We start from the raw sequence: 17,826 nt of genomic DNA on the forward strand, positions 1-17,826 counted from the left end.
ACCCCCGGAAGCGGTGCGGTCGGCGCCTGGCGGCCCGGAGGAGGTTCGCATGATCGCCCATTCCTACTGCCGGATCTGCCCTGCGCTGTGCGGGATCACCGTGACCGTCGACGACGCGACCGGGCGCGTGACCAGTGTGGACGGGGACCCGGACCATCCGCTGTCCCGCGGATTCACCTGCAGCAAGGGCCGCGCGCTGGCCGAGGATCACAACGCGCCCGACCGGCTCGACGGGTCGCTGCGCCGCGCCGGTGAACGGTGGGAGCCGGTCAGCTCGGACGCGGCGGTCGCCGAGATCGGCGACCGGCTGAGCGAGATCGTCGACCGGCACGGCCCGCGTTCGGTCGGTCTCTATGTCGGCACGCGCGGCTACGAGGTTCTCCAACTGGCTGGCGCGACCGCCTGGCTGAGCGGCGTCGGGTCTCCGTCGCTGTACTCGACGTACACCATCGACCAGCCGGCCAAGGACGTGGCGCGTGCCCTGCACGGCAGCTGGCCCGCGGGTTTCCAGGAGTGGGCGAGCTCCGACGTCGTCATGTTCGTCGGCAACAACCCGGTGGTGTCGGCCACCGCGTCCTACATCGGGATGCCGGTCACGAACCCGCGCCGGGCGATCCGGGAGCGCCGCCGCGCCGGCCTGAAGGTGATCGTCATTGACCCGCGGCGCACCGAGACGGCCGCGCTCGCCGACATCCACCTGCAGCCGGTGCCGGGAACGGACGGAGCCGTCCTCGCCGGGATGGTGCACGTCATCCTGGCGGAGGGCCTGTACGACTCCGCGTTCACCGAGCGTTACACCGAAGGTCTCGAGCGGCTGCGGGCCGCGGTCGCGCCCTTCCACCCGGAGGCGGCCGCGGCGCGCGGCGGCGTGGCGGTGGACCAGCTGATCGCCGCGGCCCGGCTGTTCGCCACGGCCGGCCGCGGCTGCGCCATCGGCGGGACCGGCATCAACATGGCGCCGCACCCGATCCTCAGCGAGTACCTGCTCCTGTGCCTGAACAGCCTGTGCGGCAGATACATGCGGGCGGGCGACCAGGTCGCGAACCCGGGCGTGCTCGGCGGCGGCCGCTCACTGCGCGAGGGCGTCCGGGGGCCGCGCCAGCCGTGGGGAAAGGGCCCGCAGCCACGCGTGCGCGGCCTGTCCAACCTGTACGACCAGCTCCCGGCGGCCGCGCTCGCCGACGAGATCCTCACACCGGGTGACGGGCAGCTGCGCGCACTGATCGTCTCCGGCGGGAACCCGCTGGTGGCGCTGCCGGACATGGCCAAGTCGATCGAGGCGCTGAGCTCGCTCGAGCTGCTGGTCACCCTCGACGTGCGCATGACCCAGACCGCTCGCCTGTCCGACTTCCTGATCGCCGCTCCGATGAGCCTGGAGCGGTCCGACGTCACGCTCGCCAGCGACCTGAGGTTCCCGAAGGCCTTCGCGCAGTACGCCCCCGCGGTGGTCGCGCCGCCGGGCGACCTCGTGGAGGAGTGGGAGTTCTTCTGGGCGCTCGCGCGCCGCATGGGCACCCAGTGGGACCTGCGCGGGCGGATCGGCATGCCGGTCCCGATCAACGTGGCGGACACCTTCGACCCGCGGGTCAAGCCAACCACCGAGCAGCTCTGGGAAATACTGTGCACGGGGTCCCGGATACCGCTGGCCACGCTGCGAGAACACCCCCATGGCCTCGCGCCGGAGCTCCCGCCGGTGGTCGTGCGGCCCGACGAGCGGCTGGACGACGGCCAGCGGCTGGCGCTGGCGGACCCGCTCATGATCGACGAGCTTGCCGCCGTCGCGGCCGAGCGCACCGCCGTGGGCCCCGCGCCGGGGCAGCCGACGGGTCGGCGCCGGGCGGGGACCACGCCCCCGGCTGACGCGCAGGACCTGCCCTACCTGCTGATCAGTCGGCGGCTGTCGCGTTACCACAATTCCTGGGGCCAGACGCTCGGCGACTACCGGGCCCGCCATGGCGGCAACCCGCTGCGGATCCATCCACTCGACCAGGCGGAGCTCGGCCTGTCCGACGGCGACCTGGTCCGGGTCGTCTCCGCCAGGGGGAGTGTCGTCGCGCCCGTCGAGCAGGAGGACGCGCTGCGCCGCGGCGTCGTGTCGATGGCGCACTGCTGGGGAGCGGCCGACGGCGCGGGCGACCCCCTCGTCGACGGCGCCAACACCAGCATGCTCGTCGACACCGAGGCATCCTTCAGCCACGTGGTCGGGATGCCCAGGCAGAGCGCGATACCCGTACGCCTGCGACCGCTCGGGCCACCGGCGCCGGGTACCGACGGGAACACCCAGCCAGGGCCGGCCGCCCGCCGGCCGCCCGTCGCCGTGACCGAGGCGGGCGCCTGAGCCCTGTACCCGCCGGCCGGTCTCCGGCCCGGCCAGCCCGATTCCAGTCCCGACCCACTGTTCTCGAAGGGGAGCACGTCATGGCAATCGCACCGCAGGACCGGGTCAAGACCCTGCGATCCGGCCTGGTCATCGGTGACCAGTTCGTCGAGCATCCGGCGGCCGGGTTCATGGAGCACGTGAACCCGGCGACCGGCAAGGTCCAGAAGGAGTTCGCCATCGCCAGCCGCGACGACGTCGACGCGGCGACGGCCGCGGCGCGCGCGGCGTTCGTCGACTGGCGCCGCTGGCAGCCGGACGCCCGTCGGGACGTGCTCAACCGGCTTGCCGACCTGATGGACCAGAACGCCCAGGAGTTCGGCGTCATCTGCACGTTGGAGGTCGGCTCGCCCTTCTCCGAGTACAACGCCCGGTACGTGGCGGACTGGTTGCGGTACTACGCGGGATGGGCCGACAAGATCTCCGGCGAGACGATCCGCGCCTACCCGTCGACGGGCCTGGACTACACCGTCCCCGAGCCGGTCGGCGTCGTCGGGCTCATCGTGCCGGGCAACGGCCCGCTCGGCTTCTGCGGCATGGGCGGCGCGCCGGCGCTCGCCGCCGGCTGCACGCTCGTCATCAAGACGCCCGAGGTCGCGCCGTTCTCGCCGGTGCTGTTCGCGCAGCTCGCCCAGCAGGCGGGCATCCCGGCCGGCGTCGTCAACGTCGTCACGGGTGGCCCGGACGTCGGCGACGCGCTGGTACGGCACCCCGACATCGCCAAGATCGTCTTCACGGGCGGGACGGCGACGGCGCGCAAGCTGCAGGCCGCCTGTGCCGAGACGCTCAAGCCGATGGTGATGGAGCTGGGCGGGAAGTCGGCGAACATCGTCTTCCCCGACGCCGACCTCGCCCGGTCCAGCCAGCTCGCGGCCCGCTTCACCGGCAACGCCGGGCAGGGCTGCACGCTGCCGACCCGGCTGATGGTGCACGAGAGCGTCTACGACGAGGTCGTCGAGGGCCTGCTCGGCCACGTCGCGAAGGTCGTCGTCGGTGACCCGTTCGACCCGGCGACCACGATGGGCCCAGTGATCAACGGGGCGGCGGTCAACCGGATCCTCGGCATGGTGGACCGGGCCGCCACATCGGGCGCCGGCAAGGTCCTGACCGGCGGTGGCCGGGTCGGGGGTGAGCTCGCCGGCGGCTTCTTCGTCGAGCCGACCGTTCTCGGTGACGTCGACCCGACCTCCCAGATCGCCCAGGAGGAGGTCTTCGGGCCCGTGCTCTGCGTGATCCGGTTCGGCTCCGAGGAGGAGGCCGTGCGGATCGCCAACTCGACCGGCTTCGGCCTGGCCGCCTACGCCCAGACCAATGACATGGCCAGGGCGCACCGGCTGGTGCAGGCGCTGGAGGCGGGCAGCGTCCACATCAACGGCAGTGGCCCCGGCCCGATCTCGCCGGCGCACCCGTTCGGCGGCATCAAGCAGAGCGGCTACGGCCGCCAGGGCGGTCTCGAGGGCATCCGGGAGTTCCTGCACACCAAGAACGTCCTGATCAACGTCTGAGCGGATCCGCCGCCGGGTGCGCGGACCGGGCCGGCCGTGGGGCGCCGGCTCGGTCAACACTTGGCAGGTAAGTACGCACTTGCTAAAGTGGACGTATGCGCATCGAAGACCTGATTTTGGTGAGCGTCGATGACCATGTGGTCGAACCGCCGGACATGTTCGAGCGGCACCTGCCGGCGAAGCACCGGGGCGACGATGCCTTCCCACGGGTCGTGCGGACCGAAGCGGGCGACGACGTCTGGCTCTACGATGGTCGGGCGTTCCCGAACATCGGACTGAACGCGGTCGCCGGCCGGCCGCGGGAGGACTATGGCGTGGACCCGACCAGCTTCGACGAGATGCGCCGCGGTTGCTGGGACGTCGCGGACCGCGTGGGCGACATGAACGCCAACGGGGTGCTCGGCTCGCTCTGCTTCCCGTCCTTCCCGCGACTGTGCGGTCAGGTCTTCGCCGAGGCGCAGGACAAGGACGTCGCGCTGATCGCGCTGCGGGCCTACAACGACTGGCACGTCGAGTCCTGGTGCGGCGCGGCGCCGGGCCGGTTCATCCCGCTCGGCCTGGTGCCGTTCTGGGACATCGAGCTGACCATCCAGGAACTGACCCGCAACGCGGAGCGCGGCGTGAAGGCGGTGTCATTCTCGGAAAATCCGTCGAAACTGGGGTTCCCGAGCCTGCACTCCGACCACTGGGACCCGTTCTGGGCCGCCTGCCAGGACCTGGAAGTCGTCCCGTGCCTGCACATCGGCTCGTCCTCGACGATCGTGGTCACCGCGCCCGACGCGCCCTTCGACGTCACCGCGACGCTGCAGCCGATGAACATCGTCCAGGCCGCCGCCGACCTCGTCTGGTCCCCGATCTTCCGGAAGTTCCCGCGGATGAAGATCGCGCTGTCCGAGGGCGGGGTCGGCTGGCTTCCGTACTTCCTCGACAAGATCGACCTGGTCTACAAGAAGCAGTCCGGCTGGACCGGCCAGGACTACGGCGACCAGCTTCCCAGCGAGGTCTTCCGGGACCGGATCATCACCTGCTTCCTCGACGACCGGGTCACGCCGGACGTCGCCGAGCGCGCGGGGACCCAGAACATGACCTGGGAATGCGACTTCCCGCACTCCGACTCGGACTGGCCGACCTCGCCCGAGGCCGCCCTCGCCGGCACGCAGGGCCTGTCCGACGACGTCATCAACGCCATCACGCACGAGAACGCCAACCGGCTGTTCAGCTTCGACCCGTTCGCCCACCGACCGAAGGAGGACTGCACCGTAGGCGCGCTGCGGGCGGAGGCCGCCGCGGCCGGCGTCGACACCGAGCTGCGGTCCATGCGCACCCGGGCGCAGACCATGGGCGTCGCCGCGGATGCCCAGATCGGGCTTCTCGTGCCCGAGCGGAACTAGCTTGTCCAACCTGGACGACCGGGGGCGGGCGGGTTCCCGCGCGGTGAGGAAAGGCGGGAATGATGGGTGAGGTCGCCGACCAGCTGGTGGCGAGATCCGCGCTCGCTCGGCCCTTCGACTACGACATCGACGAGATCCGGCCGTTGTGGCTCGCCGCCGCGCGCGAACGGTTCGCCGAGCGGCGCGAGCAGGTGCCGGCGCTGGCGGCCCGCGCCGACGACGTCGGCATCGACGGCATCGAGTCGTTCGCCGACCTGGTGCCGCTGCTGTTCAGCCACGACTCCTACAAGGCCTACCCCAGGGACTTCCTGGACGCCGGACGCTGGGACCTGCTCGGACGGTGGCTGCGGTCGCTGTCCACGCGGCCGGTCCCCGCGATCGACGCCGCAGGCGTCACCACCCAGGACGACTGGATCCGCCAGCTCGGCGCGGCCGACTTCCCGGTGTACGCGAGCAGCGGCACGAGCGGTCGCAGCTCGTTCCTGCCCGCGTCCCCGGCCGACCGCGAGTTCACCTTCGACTGCCTGCTGCGCACGCTGACCTGGCAGCACGGGGTGTCGCCGGCCGAGAAGCTGCCGGTCGTGGTGCTGGCCCCCTCGGCGGGCGGCAGCAGGGCGTTGGAGTACTACCGCCGCGTGGCGGAGCGCTACGGCGACCCCGCGCGTACCTTCTTCCTGACCGACGAGCCGGTCCGCCTGCACGACCTGAACCAGCTCGCCGCGCTCTCCCGCGCGGTCGCGGCCGGCACGGCCACGCCCGAGCAGATCGCCGCGTTCCGCCGGGACCAGCAGGACCGGGCGGCGCGGATCGACAGGGAATGGGACCGCCTCGCCGAACAGGTCGAGGGTCTCGCCGGCGAGCGCATCATCCTGCAGGGTTTCTGGCCGCAGCAGTACGGCCTCGTCGAGCGGCTGCGGGCCCGCGGCCACGCGCGGCTCCCGCTGGCTCCCGACACGGTGCTCGGCGTCGGGGGCGGCACCAAGGGCGTCGACCTGCCCGCCGACTTCGCCGACCAGGTGTTCACCTTCTACGGACTGGACCCGAGCCGCGAGGCGGGTGGCTACGGAATGTCGGAGCTGTCCGCCGCGCTGCCCGAGGTGGCGGGACGGTACCGGCTCCAGCCCTGGATCATTCCGCTCGTGCTGGACGAGACCGGGACCGCGCTCGCCACGCCGGCTGACGGCCGGCTCGAAGGACGGTTCGCCTTTCTCGACCTCGCCCTGGACGGACGTTGGGGCGGCCTCATCAGTGGTGACCGTGTGCTCGTCGACCTCGAGAGCTCCGGCTTCGCGGTGATCCCGGGCACGGTGGCCCGCTACTCCGACCTGCGCGGCGGCTCCGACGACAGGCTCACCTGCGCCGGAACCGTCGACGCCTTCGTTCGCGGCCTTTCGGAGCAGACGTCATGACCTCTACCGACGCGACGGTCCGCGCGGACGTGCTCGCGGTCCCGCACATCGTGAAGGGCGAGCTCGTGCGTGGGCGGGCGCGCTCCTACGGGCGCTTCGTCACCCCGGAGCTCGACCTCGACTCCCTCGTCTGGGGACGCCAGGAACTCGGCCCGGCCTTCGACGTCGCCGTCGCCGAGGTCATCGACCTGCTCGACGAGGTCGGACGCAGGCTCGACCCGGACACGAATCCGTGGCTGCGGGACTCCCTCGACCAGGCGCTGCGGGACGCCCGGCTGTCGCCACGGCTGATCGAGTACTCGTACCGCGGGCTTGGTGAGCTGTTCTCCCGGCGTTCGCTCGAGTTCCAGCTCGAGTCGGAACTCGGGGCCTACGGCTCCGGCGGATGGGTCGCCCAGAGCGATCCCTGGGGCGGCGGCCACCACATCCGGGCCTTCCCGCCCCGCCTGGCGCACGTCGTCGCCGGCAACACGCCCGGCACCGCGGCGGTGACCATCGTGCGCGGCGCGTTGACCCGCGGCGTGAACCTGATGAAGCTGGGCTCGGACGACCTGCTCACGGCCTCGGCGATTCTCCGGACGATGGCCGAGGTGGCGCCCGGGCATCCGACGACGAAGTCGTTCACCGCCGTGTACTGGCGTGGTGGCGACGCCGAGATCGAAGGCGCGCTGTTCCGGCCGCAGTACTTCGACAAGATCGTTGCCTGGGGCGGCGAGGCGGCCATCCGCAACGCGCTCAGCTATGTCGGCCCGGGTATCGAACTCGTCGCGTTCGACCCGAAGGTGTCGATCTCGCTGGTCGGCCGGGAGGCGTTCGCCTCGCCGGAGGCAATGCGGGAGTCGGCGGTCGCCGCGGCGACGGACTCCGCGCTATACAACCAGAACGCCTGCGCGTCCAGCCGCTTCATCTACGCCGAGGGAACACCGGACGAGCTCGCGCCGTGGTGCCGGATGCTCGCCCAGGAACTCGGCGTGGACCGGGCGCTGTCCGACGGCTCCGGGGTGCCGGTGCCCGGCGAGGTCCGGGCGGCTGTCGAGGCGGCACGTTTCCTGGAGCCCGAGTTCCAGGTGCTCGGCTCGCTCCGCACCGGAGTGGTGGTGCTTTCGTCGGCACCGGTCGACTTCCACCCCGACGGCAAGGTCGTCAACGTGGTCGCCGTGCCGAGCCTCGACGAGGCGGTGTCCTACGTGAACGTCGCCACCCAGACGATCGGGATCTACCCGGCCGCGCGGGCGCCGGAGCTTCGCGACCGGCTCGCGGCGGCGGGCATGCAGCGCCTGGTCGCCCTGGGAGCGGTGGCTACCAAGGTGCCAGGCGTGCCGCACGACGGTTTCTACCCGCTGCAGCGGCTGGTCAGGTGGCTGGTCGACGACAGCGGCTGATTCCGGGAGCCAGTGACACGACGGCACCCGTCGGGTGCGGTCTCCAGGGGTTGTCGTCGACGGCCCTGGCACGGTTTGGCGCCGGACAGGCACGAGCGGTGGGAGATCGCACCGACGGCCCTTTTTCTATGGGAAACGACCGCGCGGGGACGGCCGTGTTCGGATCGCCGCCTGACGGTCGTCGGCAGGCGGATGCGGAGCGGCGTAGTGGCTGCCGGAGAGGAACGCAGGGTGGCGGAGCAGACCGATTCGACGGTGTTCGGCGACGAGTTCACGCGCTTCGTCGGCTATGAGTCGGTCCGTACCTCGGAGACGACGGCCTCGTCCTGGGTACCCGCGCGGGCGGACCTGCTCGACGCCGACGGCGCGCTGCTGCCGGTCGTGCTTTCCTACCTCGTGGACTCGACACCCGGTGTGGTGTGCGGCGCGGCGGCGCTGCCTGACTGGGTGATCACCACCGATCTGCACATGCAGGTCTTCGACCGCCACGTGAAAGGCCCGGTGCGCGCGGACGCGACCCTGGTGCACGCCAACCGGGTCGGCGTGCTCGCCGAGGTGAACGTCGTGGACGAGGGCGACGGCGAACGTCTCGTGGCGACCGGGTCGGTCAACCACGCGCGAGTTCCGCTGACCGGTTCGCTCGACGTGCCGATCATGCCGGTCGGTGTGCGTTACCACGGGCCGGCCGACGCCGCGCCACCCGGTGACCGGCTGGCACGTGAGATCGTCTTCGAGCCGGAGGCGGCGGGCGGGGAAATCGGCACGGCCCTCACCCCGCTGAGCACCAACCCACTCGGCATCATGCACGGCAGCGTTACCTCGGCGTTGTCGATCAGCGCGGCAACCTCATGCGTCGGGGGAGACCTGAAACTCACGGAACTGCTGGTGCGGTTCTGCGGCAGCGTCCGTAAGGGGCCGGCCCGAGCGAATGCCGAGCTGGTCCGCTCCGACGAGTCCGGTTCCCTGGTCAGGGTTGCCGTGCGCGACGATTCGTACCCTCAGCGGATCGCCGTGTTGGCGTCGGTCAGGTTTGGCTCCCCGGGATAGCGGGCGCGCCGTGCCGTCATTTCGAGTCCCTCTCGGTCGACATCCCGTCCGGTTTGCCGTGGGCCAGCACGCCCAGCCGGGAAGGGCGGCGCATGTCGGACGAGGAAACCGTGGAAACAGCGGAGGGCGGCGGATCATGACCGGCCCAGGAACGAGGCCTGGTGATCGACGAGCGGACCAGCGGTCTTTCTAGCCGGGAGCAGGTGGGTATGGGACTTCTCGAGGGACAGGTCGCCCTTGTCACCGGAGGAGCGCGGGGCCAGGGAAGGGCGCATGCCATCGCCTGCGCCCAGCAGGGGGCTGACGTCGTCCTCGTGGATGTTTCCGGAAAGGCGGCCGACGTCGACTACGGGCTGGCCACGGCCGAGGACATGGCGGAAACGGTGCGCCTCGTCGAGGAGCTCGGCCGGCGCGCGCTCGCGTTCGACTGTGACGTCCGGTCCCAGGAGCAGCTCGACGAGGCCGTGGAAGGCGCCCTGGCGGAGCTCGGGCGGATCGACATCCTTATCGCCAATGCCGGAATCTGGTCGCGAGGAAAGTTCTGGGACCTCACCGAGGAATCCTGGAACGAGATGATCAGTATCAACCTGAGCGGGGTCTGGAGGGCAGCCAAGGCCGTTGCCCCACACATGATCGAACGCGGGAGCGGCTCGATCGTCATAATCTCCTCGGTCAACGGCATCGAGCCCGGCCCCTTCTACGCGCACTACATCGCCGCGAAGCACGGGGTCATCGGCCTGATGAAGGCGGTCGCCCTCGAGCTGGCCCCGCACGGGATCCGGTGCAACGCCATCTGCCCGGGCGCGATCGACACGCCGATGACGAACAACCAGCCGGGCTGGAACATCTTCGCCGGACACGACCACGGCACGGAAGCCGACATGATCGCGGGCGGATACCACTATGGGGCGCTGCGTGGCACGACGTTCCTGAAGCCAGAGGTGATCGCGAACGCGGCCGTCTACCTGAACTCGCCGCAGGCCGCCCCCATCACGGGAGTGGTGCTGCCGGTGGACGCTGGACACCTCCTCCTGACGGGCTTCAATCTCGAACCGGTCAAAAGCTAGCCGACCCGCACCGAGGCAGCCGCCTGGACGCGGCCGGCGAGGAGGACACGTGAAGAGCAACGCAGCCGTCATCTACGAGCAGCCCGGCAAGTGGCAGATCACCGAGATCGAGGTCGGACCGCCGCGGCAGGGCGAGATCGTTGTCCGGATGGTCGCGGCTGGGCTGTGCCACTCCGACGACCACGTCGCGACCGGCGACATGCCATTAACCGGCGCGATTCCGCTCGTCGGCGGCCACGAAGGCGCGGGCATCGTCGAGGCCGTCGGCCCGAACACGCAGGGGTGGGAGGTCGGCGACCACGTCGTGCTTCCGTTCCTCCCCTCGTGCGGTCGTTGCCGTTGGTGCGCGTCGGGCATGCAGAACCTGTGTGACAACGGGGCCCGGACGCTGTCGGGGGCACGCGAGGACGGCACGAGCAGGCACACCCTCGACGGCAGGCCGCTCGGTCAGATGGCGGGTATCTCGACCTTCAGCGAGTACTCGACCCTGTCGGTCAACTCGGCCGTCAAGGTCGCGCACGACATCGATCTCGTGGCGGCCTGTCTGACGAGCTGCGGCGTGTCGACCGGCTGGGGCGCCGCGGTGAACTCGGCCCAGGTCCGCCCCGGTGACGTCGTCATCGTGGTCGGGGTCGGCGGGATCGGGATGAACGCGGTGCAGGGCGCGGCGCTCGCCGGCGCGGGCGTGCTCATCGCGGTCGACCCGGTCGAATGGAAGCGCGAGCGCGCGCTGGAGTTCGGTGCCACCCACGCCGCCTCGTCGATCGAGGACGCGGCCGTCATCGCGCGTGCGCACAGCGACGGGCAGGGCGCCGATTCGACGATCGTGTGCGTGGGGGTCACCGACGGCGGGCACGTGGGGGCCGCGTTCTCGAGCATCCGGAAGGCGGGGACGTGCGTCGTCGTCGGTCTCGGCAACCCTCGGGCGGATCGCGCCGTCCCGCTGTCGCTGTACGAGCTGGTGCTGTTCCAGAAGCGGCTGCAGGGATCGCTGTTCGGCGCCTGCAACCCGACCCGGGACATCCCGGCGCTGCTGGAGCTGTATCGGTCGGGAAAACTGCGCCTGGACGAGCTGATCACGACCCGGTACTCCCTGGACCAGATCAACGAGGGGTTCGCGGACATGCGCGCCGGACGAAACATCCGTGGCGTCATCGTCTTCGAATGAATGTCCGTGGCTGACGTGAACCCAAACCGATGAGCCTGGTTCGGGCGGGTCTGGGGTTGCCGTGGACAGATTGACGGTCGGTCACCCAGGTGACCCACCTCGACGTTGACCTCCCAACATCCAGAAACCGATTTTGCCGATCTTGAGACCGAGTTCTCAGTTGTCCATTGATGGAGTCGCGCTCCAGCGATGGACGTCACCGCGACCCAGGATGAGGTGCCGACATGGTGGTGGCAGGGCTGCGTGCCTTCGACGCGGACAATCACTACTACGAGACGTTGGACGCGTTCACCCGTCATATCGAGCCGGAGTTCGCCAGGCGCTGCATGCAGTGGGCGCAGGTGGACGGCAAGACGCGGTTGCTGGTCGGCGGCAAGGTGAACCGGTTCCTGCCGAACCCGACGTTCTCCGCGCTGGCCAGGCCGGGTGCGTTGGAGCAGTACTTCCGGGGTGAGGTCGGCGGCCCGGTGATCAAGTTGTTCGGCGAGCTGGCGCCGCCGCGGCCCGAGTACCAGAACCGGGACGCGCGGCTGCGGGTGATGGACGAGCTGCGTCTCGATGGAGCCTTCTTCTTCCCGACCCTGGGTGTTGGCATGGAGCGCGCCCTCAAGCACGACCTGCCAGCGGCGCGGGCCGCGTTCCGGGCGTTCAACCGGTGGCTCGACGAGGACTGGGGCTTCGCCTACCAGAACAAGATCTTCGCCGCGCCGTACATCTCGCTGTCCGACCCCGCGGCGGCGGTCACGGAGCTGCGCTGGGCGCTGGACCGGGGGGTCCGGATCATCGTGATGCGGGCCGGGCCGGTGCTCACCGAGATGGGGTTGAAGTCGCCGGCGGACCGGATGTTCGACGAGTTCTGGGCGCTGGCCAACGAGGCTGGGGTGGTGTGCGCGTACCACGGCGGCGATGACGTGTACAAGGAGCTGATCGGGTGGTGGAGCGAGAGCGACGAGACCGAGGCCTTCCGGATGACTCCGCTGCGCAGCCTCCTGTCGCCGAGCGCCGTCGCCGACTCGTTCGCCGCGCTGCTCGCGCAGGGAACGCTACGGCGTAACCCGAACCTGCGGTTCGCGGCGATCGAGACCGGCGCGGACTGGGTGACCCCGCTGTTCAAGTCGTTGAAGAAGTCGTTCGTCCAGAACCCCGACACGTGGGCCGAGGACCCGCGTGAGACCTTCCGCCGGCAGGTCTGGGTGTCTCCGTTCCACGAGAACGACCTGGCGGAGCTGAAGACGATGATCGGCGCGGACCGGATGCTGATGGGCTCGGACTGGCCGCACGTCGAGGGACTCGCCGAGCCGCTCACGTTCACCAAGGACCTCGAGGCCGCCGGCTTCGACGACGCCGAGATCCAGCTGGTGATGCACGACAACGCGCAGGCACTGATCGGAGCCTGACACACCGACGGCCGGCGCTCGCGGATCCCGGCCGAATCCTCGGTCTCGTTCCCGCGTGGGAAGCGCGCGCCGCGGCCGACCCGCGTCGCCCACAGCCAGCGCCGGGCCGTGGCACGCCTTCGTCATCGCCAACGACTCGGACTTCGGCCTGTCCGGTTCTGTCTGAACCGCCGACCCGGCACACGGGGTGGCGGTCGGCAGGCGGGTACGCACCGGTGCCTTCGCCATCAACTCCGGCACGCTCCACGAGTGCCGGTTTTGCCGGTAAATGGCGCCACACCGACCGCAAGTTCCACCGGGTGTCATGAGGTGCATGGCTCCACCGGGATTGCGCGGGATTGTCCCCTGCTGGCCGAATTGATTCGGCAGAATAATATTGATGTACTCGTTGTGCGGGCACTCCGTTTCTGTCCAGTGGAGGTGCTGCACGTGCAATCGAGACCTGCCGCGGCCCGTCGTCACTGGACACTGCGTCGCATATCGTCTGTATGCGCGCTTTATCTGCTCCTGGTGACTGTTTGCTCATTCGTCCTTCCGTCGCGTGTGGGTGCTGTCATCACGGCGTGCGCGAACGCCATCGGATGCCTGGTCGCGGCGACCTGTCTGGTGTGGACGGGTTGGCGGGCTCGTGGGGCCGACCGGCGTTGGCGGCTGATCACCGGACTGGCCGCCGTCCCGCTGGGGCTGACGTCGGTCTGGCACGTCCGGTGGGCGTTCGACCACGGCTCGGCTGTTGCTGTCAACCCGCCGACCGCTGTCGATGCCGCCCTGCTGATCGTCGCGCTGTCCTTGGCGGGCTTGCTGACTTTCCCCACCGATCCGCTCGATTCCCTGGACCGCCGGATTGGTGCGAGTCAGAATGCGCATCGCTGGTATGTGATCATGGTGCTGGACAGCCTGGTGGTCGTCGGGGCCGTCGCACTGCTGGTGTGGTCGACCATGCTGAAGTCCCTGGCCCGGGCGCAACACATCGACACGTCGGGGTTGGTCTCCTATGTCGTGGCGACCATCGGGTATATGATCTTGCTGTCTGGAGTGGTTCTCCTTTCGACCTTCCGGCGGCCGCGGTCGAGGCCGGTGCTGGCATTGCTGGGTGCGGGTCTAAGCGTGATCTTGCTGTGCATGACGATCTACCTCTTTGTGATCGTCATGGGTGGCCGCAGCATCTCGCCGGCCGTGGACGTCCTTGCCGCGGCCGGCTGGACGATGATCTTGTTGGCCTGCCTGGTTCCGGTCCCGAGGTTGGCGGCGCCTGCCCAGCCATGTAGCCCACAGACGCTGTGGATCCAGGCCGTATTGCCGTATCTGGCGATCGGCGCGGCAGGCGGGCTCGCGGCCATCCAGCTGATCGTGGACGGCGCCATCGGCAGTGTCGAGACATACGTCCTGCTCGGCCTGCTTCTGTTGATCATGGCTCGGCAGATGACGATGCTGGGTGAGAACACCCGGCTACTGGCATTGGTTCGAAGGAGCCAGCGAGAGCTACACCACCAGGCGTTCCACGACCCTCTCACCGGCCTGGCGAACAGAGCGCTGTTCGCCGACCGGTTGGAGCACACGCTCGCCTCCCGGGACAGCGGACCGTTCGCACTGGCGTTCTGCGATCTCGACGACTTCAAGCGGATCAACGACACCCTGGGACACGCCGCGGGAGACGAACTGCTGCGGATCACCGCGGCGCGTCTGCGCGACGCCGTCCGGTCCGGGGACACGGTCGCCCGGCTCGGCGGCGACGAGTTCGCGCTGCTGCTCGAAGGCGGTGGGGAGGATCCGGAGGCCGTGTGCCGGCGGCTGGCCACGACGATCCGGACCCCGTGCACACTCATGGGACACTCCCGGCCCATCGGGGCCAGTCTCGGACTCGTCCTGGCTGATCCGACTCGTCACCCAGCAGCCGAAACCCTGCTGCGGGATGCCGATCTGGCGATGTACGAGGCGAAGCGCGCCGGCAAGGGTGGGTTGGTCGTCTACAGCTCGGATCTGTCGACACCGGAGTCGGCTCCGCAGATGCGCGCCGATCTCGACCGGGCGCTGCGCGCGGACGATCCCGACAATGCCCTCGAAGTGCGCTATCGACCCGTGGTCGATCTCCGCACCTGGCGGACGGTCGCGGTCGAAACGATACCGTGCTGGAGCCGGGGGCACCTGCGGGAGCCCGCGTTCGAACCGCTGTATCGACTGGCGGACGAGGCCGGGCTGGCCATGCCGTTGCTCGACTTCATCTTTCGGCGGGTCTGCCGCGACATGTGTGCCCGTGGTTCCCGTGGTTCACGGGTGGCTTCCGTGCCTGTCTTCGTCACTGTTCCGATAGACCGTGATCTCGAGGACACGCCTGTCGCCGGTGTCGCCGATCTGCTGGCCGACCGCGGCCTGCCCGCACGGTCGATCATCTTGACGCTCATGAGCGGTCATGGTCTCCCGGACCTGTCCGTCGCGGCCCCGGCGCTACGACGTCTCGGGGCCCGAGACATCCGCCTGGCCCTCGACGGAGCCGGCGGTGACCAGAGCACACTCGCCGCCTGGTACGAGGTGCCGATCCAGATCGTCAGGCTCGACCGCCGCCTCACGCGGCTTGGCGACGTGTCGACCCGAGGGCGTATCGACCTGGTGCGGGAGGCTCTGCTCGCCCTCGCGGCGCGGCTCGGGCTGACCGTGGTCGCCACGGGGCTCGACGCGCCCGCCCAGGCACGTTCGTTGGCCGCGGCCGGCTGCCACCTCGGGACCGGTCCTCTCTGCGGCCCGCCCCGCCCCATGGAGGACGTGTTTGTCGCCGCGGAGCATCGGCGGCTGGGCCGTCATGGCCTGAGGCCAGGTCGTGGCCCGCCTGTCAGCCTCTTACGCGGTCGCCGATCGCGCCATCCCCGCGCAGGGCCCTGAGCTCGTCCGGGCCGGCGACCTCCCCCAGCACGGCCTCATTGTGTTCGCCGAGCGTGGGGGACCGCAGTCGCAGCCAGGCCGGAACCGAGGCGAATCGGAACGGCAGCGTCGGCAGCCGCGTCCGGCCGGTCACCGGATGGTCCTCGGTCTCGAACAGACCGCGATGGCGCAGCTGCGGGTTGCGGACCATGTCACGAGCCGCGATCACCACCTCCGCGGGGACGCCGAGGGCTGAGATCTCCTCCGCCGCGGTGGCGGCCTCCCGCCCGGCGAACCATTCCCCCAACCGCCCGTCGAGCTCGTCGTGCCGGTCGTGTCTCGCGGCCGCGAGGGCCAGCGTGGCGTCGTCCCGCCAGCCCAGGTGGTGGCGCAGCCGCTCCCACTGCGCGTCGTCGGCCACGGACAGCGCCACCCACTGGTCCTCGCCCGCGCACCGGTAGACGCCCTGGGGCGCCGCGAGCCGGCTTCGGGCACCCTGCCGGCTCAGCAGCGTTCCGTTCACCTCGTACTCGAGATGCGGTTCGATCGCGGCGTTCAACGCGGCCTCGACCATCGCGACCTCGACGTGCACACCGGTACCGGTCGTGTCTCGCACCCGCGTCGCGAGCAGCGCCGCGAACACGGCATGCACGCCGGCCAACGGGTCGCACGCCCCGCCCACCAACAGCGGCGGACCGGCGGGGGAGCCGGTCAGCCAGGCGAGGCCCGTGATCGACTCGATGGTCTGCGCGAAACCGGTGCGGTCCCGCCACGGGCCGTCGAGCCCGAAGGCCGGCATCCGCATCATGACGAGGGCGGGGTTGACCTCGCGCAGCCGGTCCCAGCCGAGCCCGAACTGCTCCATCACCCGCGGTGTGTAGTTCTCCACGACCACATCCGCCGTCGAGGCCAGACGTTCGAACAGCGACACCCCCCGCGGCGTGTTCAGGTCCAGGGTGACCGCGCGCTTGTTGACGTTGGCCGCGTGGAAGACCGGCCCCCACTCCCACCAGCGGTCCTCGGTCGGCGGCCGGACTGACACGTACCGCATCTGGTCGGGCCGACCGACCGACTCCACCTTGATCACATCCGCGCCCAGGGCGCCGAGCAGGCTCGTCGCGGCCGGCCCGGCCCACCATGCCGTGCAGTCCAGGACACGCAGGCCGGCCAACGGGAGCCCGTCCCGCTGCGGCGGAGCCCCGCGCGGCTCCCAGCCGACCGCGTCCGAGCGCGGCGACGGCACCGTGCCAGGCGGCGGCGCCTGCCTGCCCCCGAGCAGATAGGGCGGGCGGGGCTGACGAAACCGGCCGGACGCGGACCGGCGGAAGACACCCCTCGCGACGAACTGCTCGAAGTCGGCGACGTTTGCGCCGTGCAGGACGGGGCCAGCCGGAATCCGGAAGTCCGACGCCTCGGCCAGGACCTCCGCGGACGTCCGCGCGGTCGAGTACGCGTGCACGCCGGCGAGGAACTCGTCGCGTCGGGCGAATCGGCTCACGGCACGGGCGAGGCCGCCGTCTGCCGACCATTCCGGCCGGCCGACCTGAACGCAGAAGTCCTGAAACTGTGTCGCGCTGTTGGTCGTGACGGTGACGAACCCGTCCGATGCCGGCAGCACGGACGGGATCTCGACTCTCCGGCCCGTGCCGACCACCGGCGGCCAGCCGGCCATCTGGGCGAAGACCGACGGGTAGGTCGACATCGACGTCGCCATGCAGTCGAGCATCGCGACGTCGACATGCTCCGGCCGGCCGGTCCGCAACGCCGCGACCGCGGCCAGGGCCGCGTACGTACCGGTGATCCACTCCCCGAGCCGGTTGCCCGCCGGCACCGGAGGATCCTCGGGGAACCCTCGGCTGCCCGTCGACCCGCAGGCGGCCTGCAAGGTGAACTCGGTCCACGGCCTCCCGGCCCACGGGCCGTCGACGCCGAACGGCGTGACCGTCACCACCACCCGTGCCAGGCCGACGTCCGCCGGATCCGAGGTGACCAGCACATCGGCCAGGCCAAGCAGGTCCGTGTCATCCGCGACCGAACGCTTCCCGGCGTTCAGGAACTCGAACAGCGCCCCCGACTCCCGCGATCGCCCCGGATCGTCCACGGGCTCCACGATCACCACGTCCGCGCCGGCGTCCGTCAACAGCTTCGTGCAGTACGGCCCGGCGATCCCCGACGTGCGGTCCAGGACCCTGACACCCGCCAAGGGCCGCGCCGTGGCCTCGGACAT

General features: G+C 70.3%; 11 protein-coding genes. 10 read left to right on the forward strand and 1 reads right to left on the reverse strand.

The genetic code is table 11. The annotated features are described in order from the left end of the window. Positions 1-49 precede the first annotated feature (49 nt). From I6A81_RS10325 to I6A81_RS10370, 10 genes are all read left to right on the forward strand, one after another. On the forward strand, positions 50-2,338 hold the full coding sequence (locus tag I6A81_RS10325) for a molybdopterin-containing oxidoreductase family protein (RefSeq protein ID WP_203010165.1): 2,289 nt from the start codon (positions 50-52) through the stop codon (positions 2,336-2,338). Positions 2,339-2,418: 80 nt separating this feature from the next. Further along, on the forward strand, positions 2,419-3,882 hold the full coding sequence (locus I6A81_RS10330) for an aldehyde dehydrogenase family protein (RefSeq protein ID WP_203002314.1): 1,464 nt from the start codon (positions 2,419-2,421) through the stop codon (positions 3,880-3,882). A 95-nt stretch (positions 3,883-3,977) separates the two neighbouring features. Next, the gene (locus tag I6A81_RS10335; RefSeq protein ID WP_203002313.1) at positions 3,978-5,273 is read left to right on the forward strand and encodes an amidohydrolase family protein; all 1,296 of its coding nucleotides are present in this window, start codon (positions 3,978-3,980) and stop codon (positions 5,271-5,273) included. 59 nt (positions 5,274-5,332) lie between these two features. Beyond that, the gene (locus I6A81_RS10340; RefSeq protein ID WP_203002312.1) at positions 5,333-6,682 is read left to right on the forward strand and encodes a hypothetical protein; all 1,350 of its coding nucleotides are present in this window, start codon (positions 5,333-5,335) and stop codon (positions 6,680-6,682) included. After that, positions 6,679-8,064: an acyl-CoA reductase gene (locus I6A81_RS10345; protein ID WP_203002311.1), complete on the forward strand. Its 1,386-nt coding sequence runs from the start codon at positions 6,679-6,681 to the stop codon at positions 8,062-8,064. The genes I6A81_RS10340 and I6A81_RS10345 overlap by 4 nt, the downstream gene beginning before the upstream one ends. Positions 8,065-8,295: 231 nt before the next feature. Continuing rightward, positions 8,296-9,111, forward strand: coding sequence for an acyl-CoA thioesterase domain-containing protein (locus I6A81_RS10350; RefSeq protein WP_203002310.1), 816 nt, complete (start codon positions 8,296-8,298; stop codon positions 9,109-9,111). Between the two features lie 209 nt (positions 9,112-9,320). After that, positions 9,321-10,178, forward strand: coding sequence for a mycofactocin-coupled SDR family oxidoreductase (locus I6A81_RS10355; protein WP_203002318.1), 858 nt, complete (start codon positions 9,321-9,323; stop codon positions 10,176-10,178). A 49-nt stretch (positions 10,179-10,227) separates the two neighbouring features. After that, positions 10,228-11,346, forward strand: a complete 1,119-nt coding sequence (locus tag I6A81_RS10360; protein ID WP_203002309.1) for an NDMA-dependent alcohol dehydrogenase — start codon at positions 10,228-10,230, stop codon at positions 11,344-11,346. A 224-nt stretch (positions 11,347-11,570) separates the two neighbouring features. After that, complete coding sequence (locus tag I6A81_RS10365) at positions 11,571-12,743, forward strand: amidohydrolase family protein (protein ID WP_203002308.1); 1,173 nt, start codon at positions 11,571-11,573, stop codon at positions 12,741-12,743. Between the two features lie 543 nt (positions 12,744-13,286). Then, positions 13,287-15,620: a diguanylate cyclase domain-containing protein gene (locus I6A81_RS10370; RefSeq protein ID WP_307874570.1), complete on the forward strand. Its 2,334-nt coding sequence runs from the start codon at positions 13,287-13,289 to the stop codon at positions 15,618-15,620. On the opposite strand, the gene I6A81_RS10375 is transcribed toward I6A81_RS10370, so the two are convergent. Continuing rightward, the gene (locus I6A81_RS10375) at positions 15,571-17,826 is read right to left on the reverse strand and encodes a CaiB/BaiF CoA-transferase family protein (protein ID WP_238428810.1); all 2,256 of its coding nucleotides are present in this window, start codon (positions 17,824-17,826) and stop codon (positions 15,571-15,573) included. The genes I6A81_RS10370 and I6A81_RS10375 overlap by 50 nt on opposite strands.

It is taken from the genome of Frankia nepalensis, from assembly GCF_016786325.1.
In the GTDB taxonomy this organism is placed as follows: domain Bacteria; phylum Actinomycetota; class Actinomycetes; order Frankiales; family Frankiaceae; genus Pseudofrankia; species Pseudofrankia nepalensis.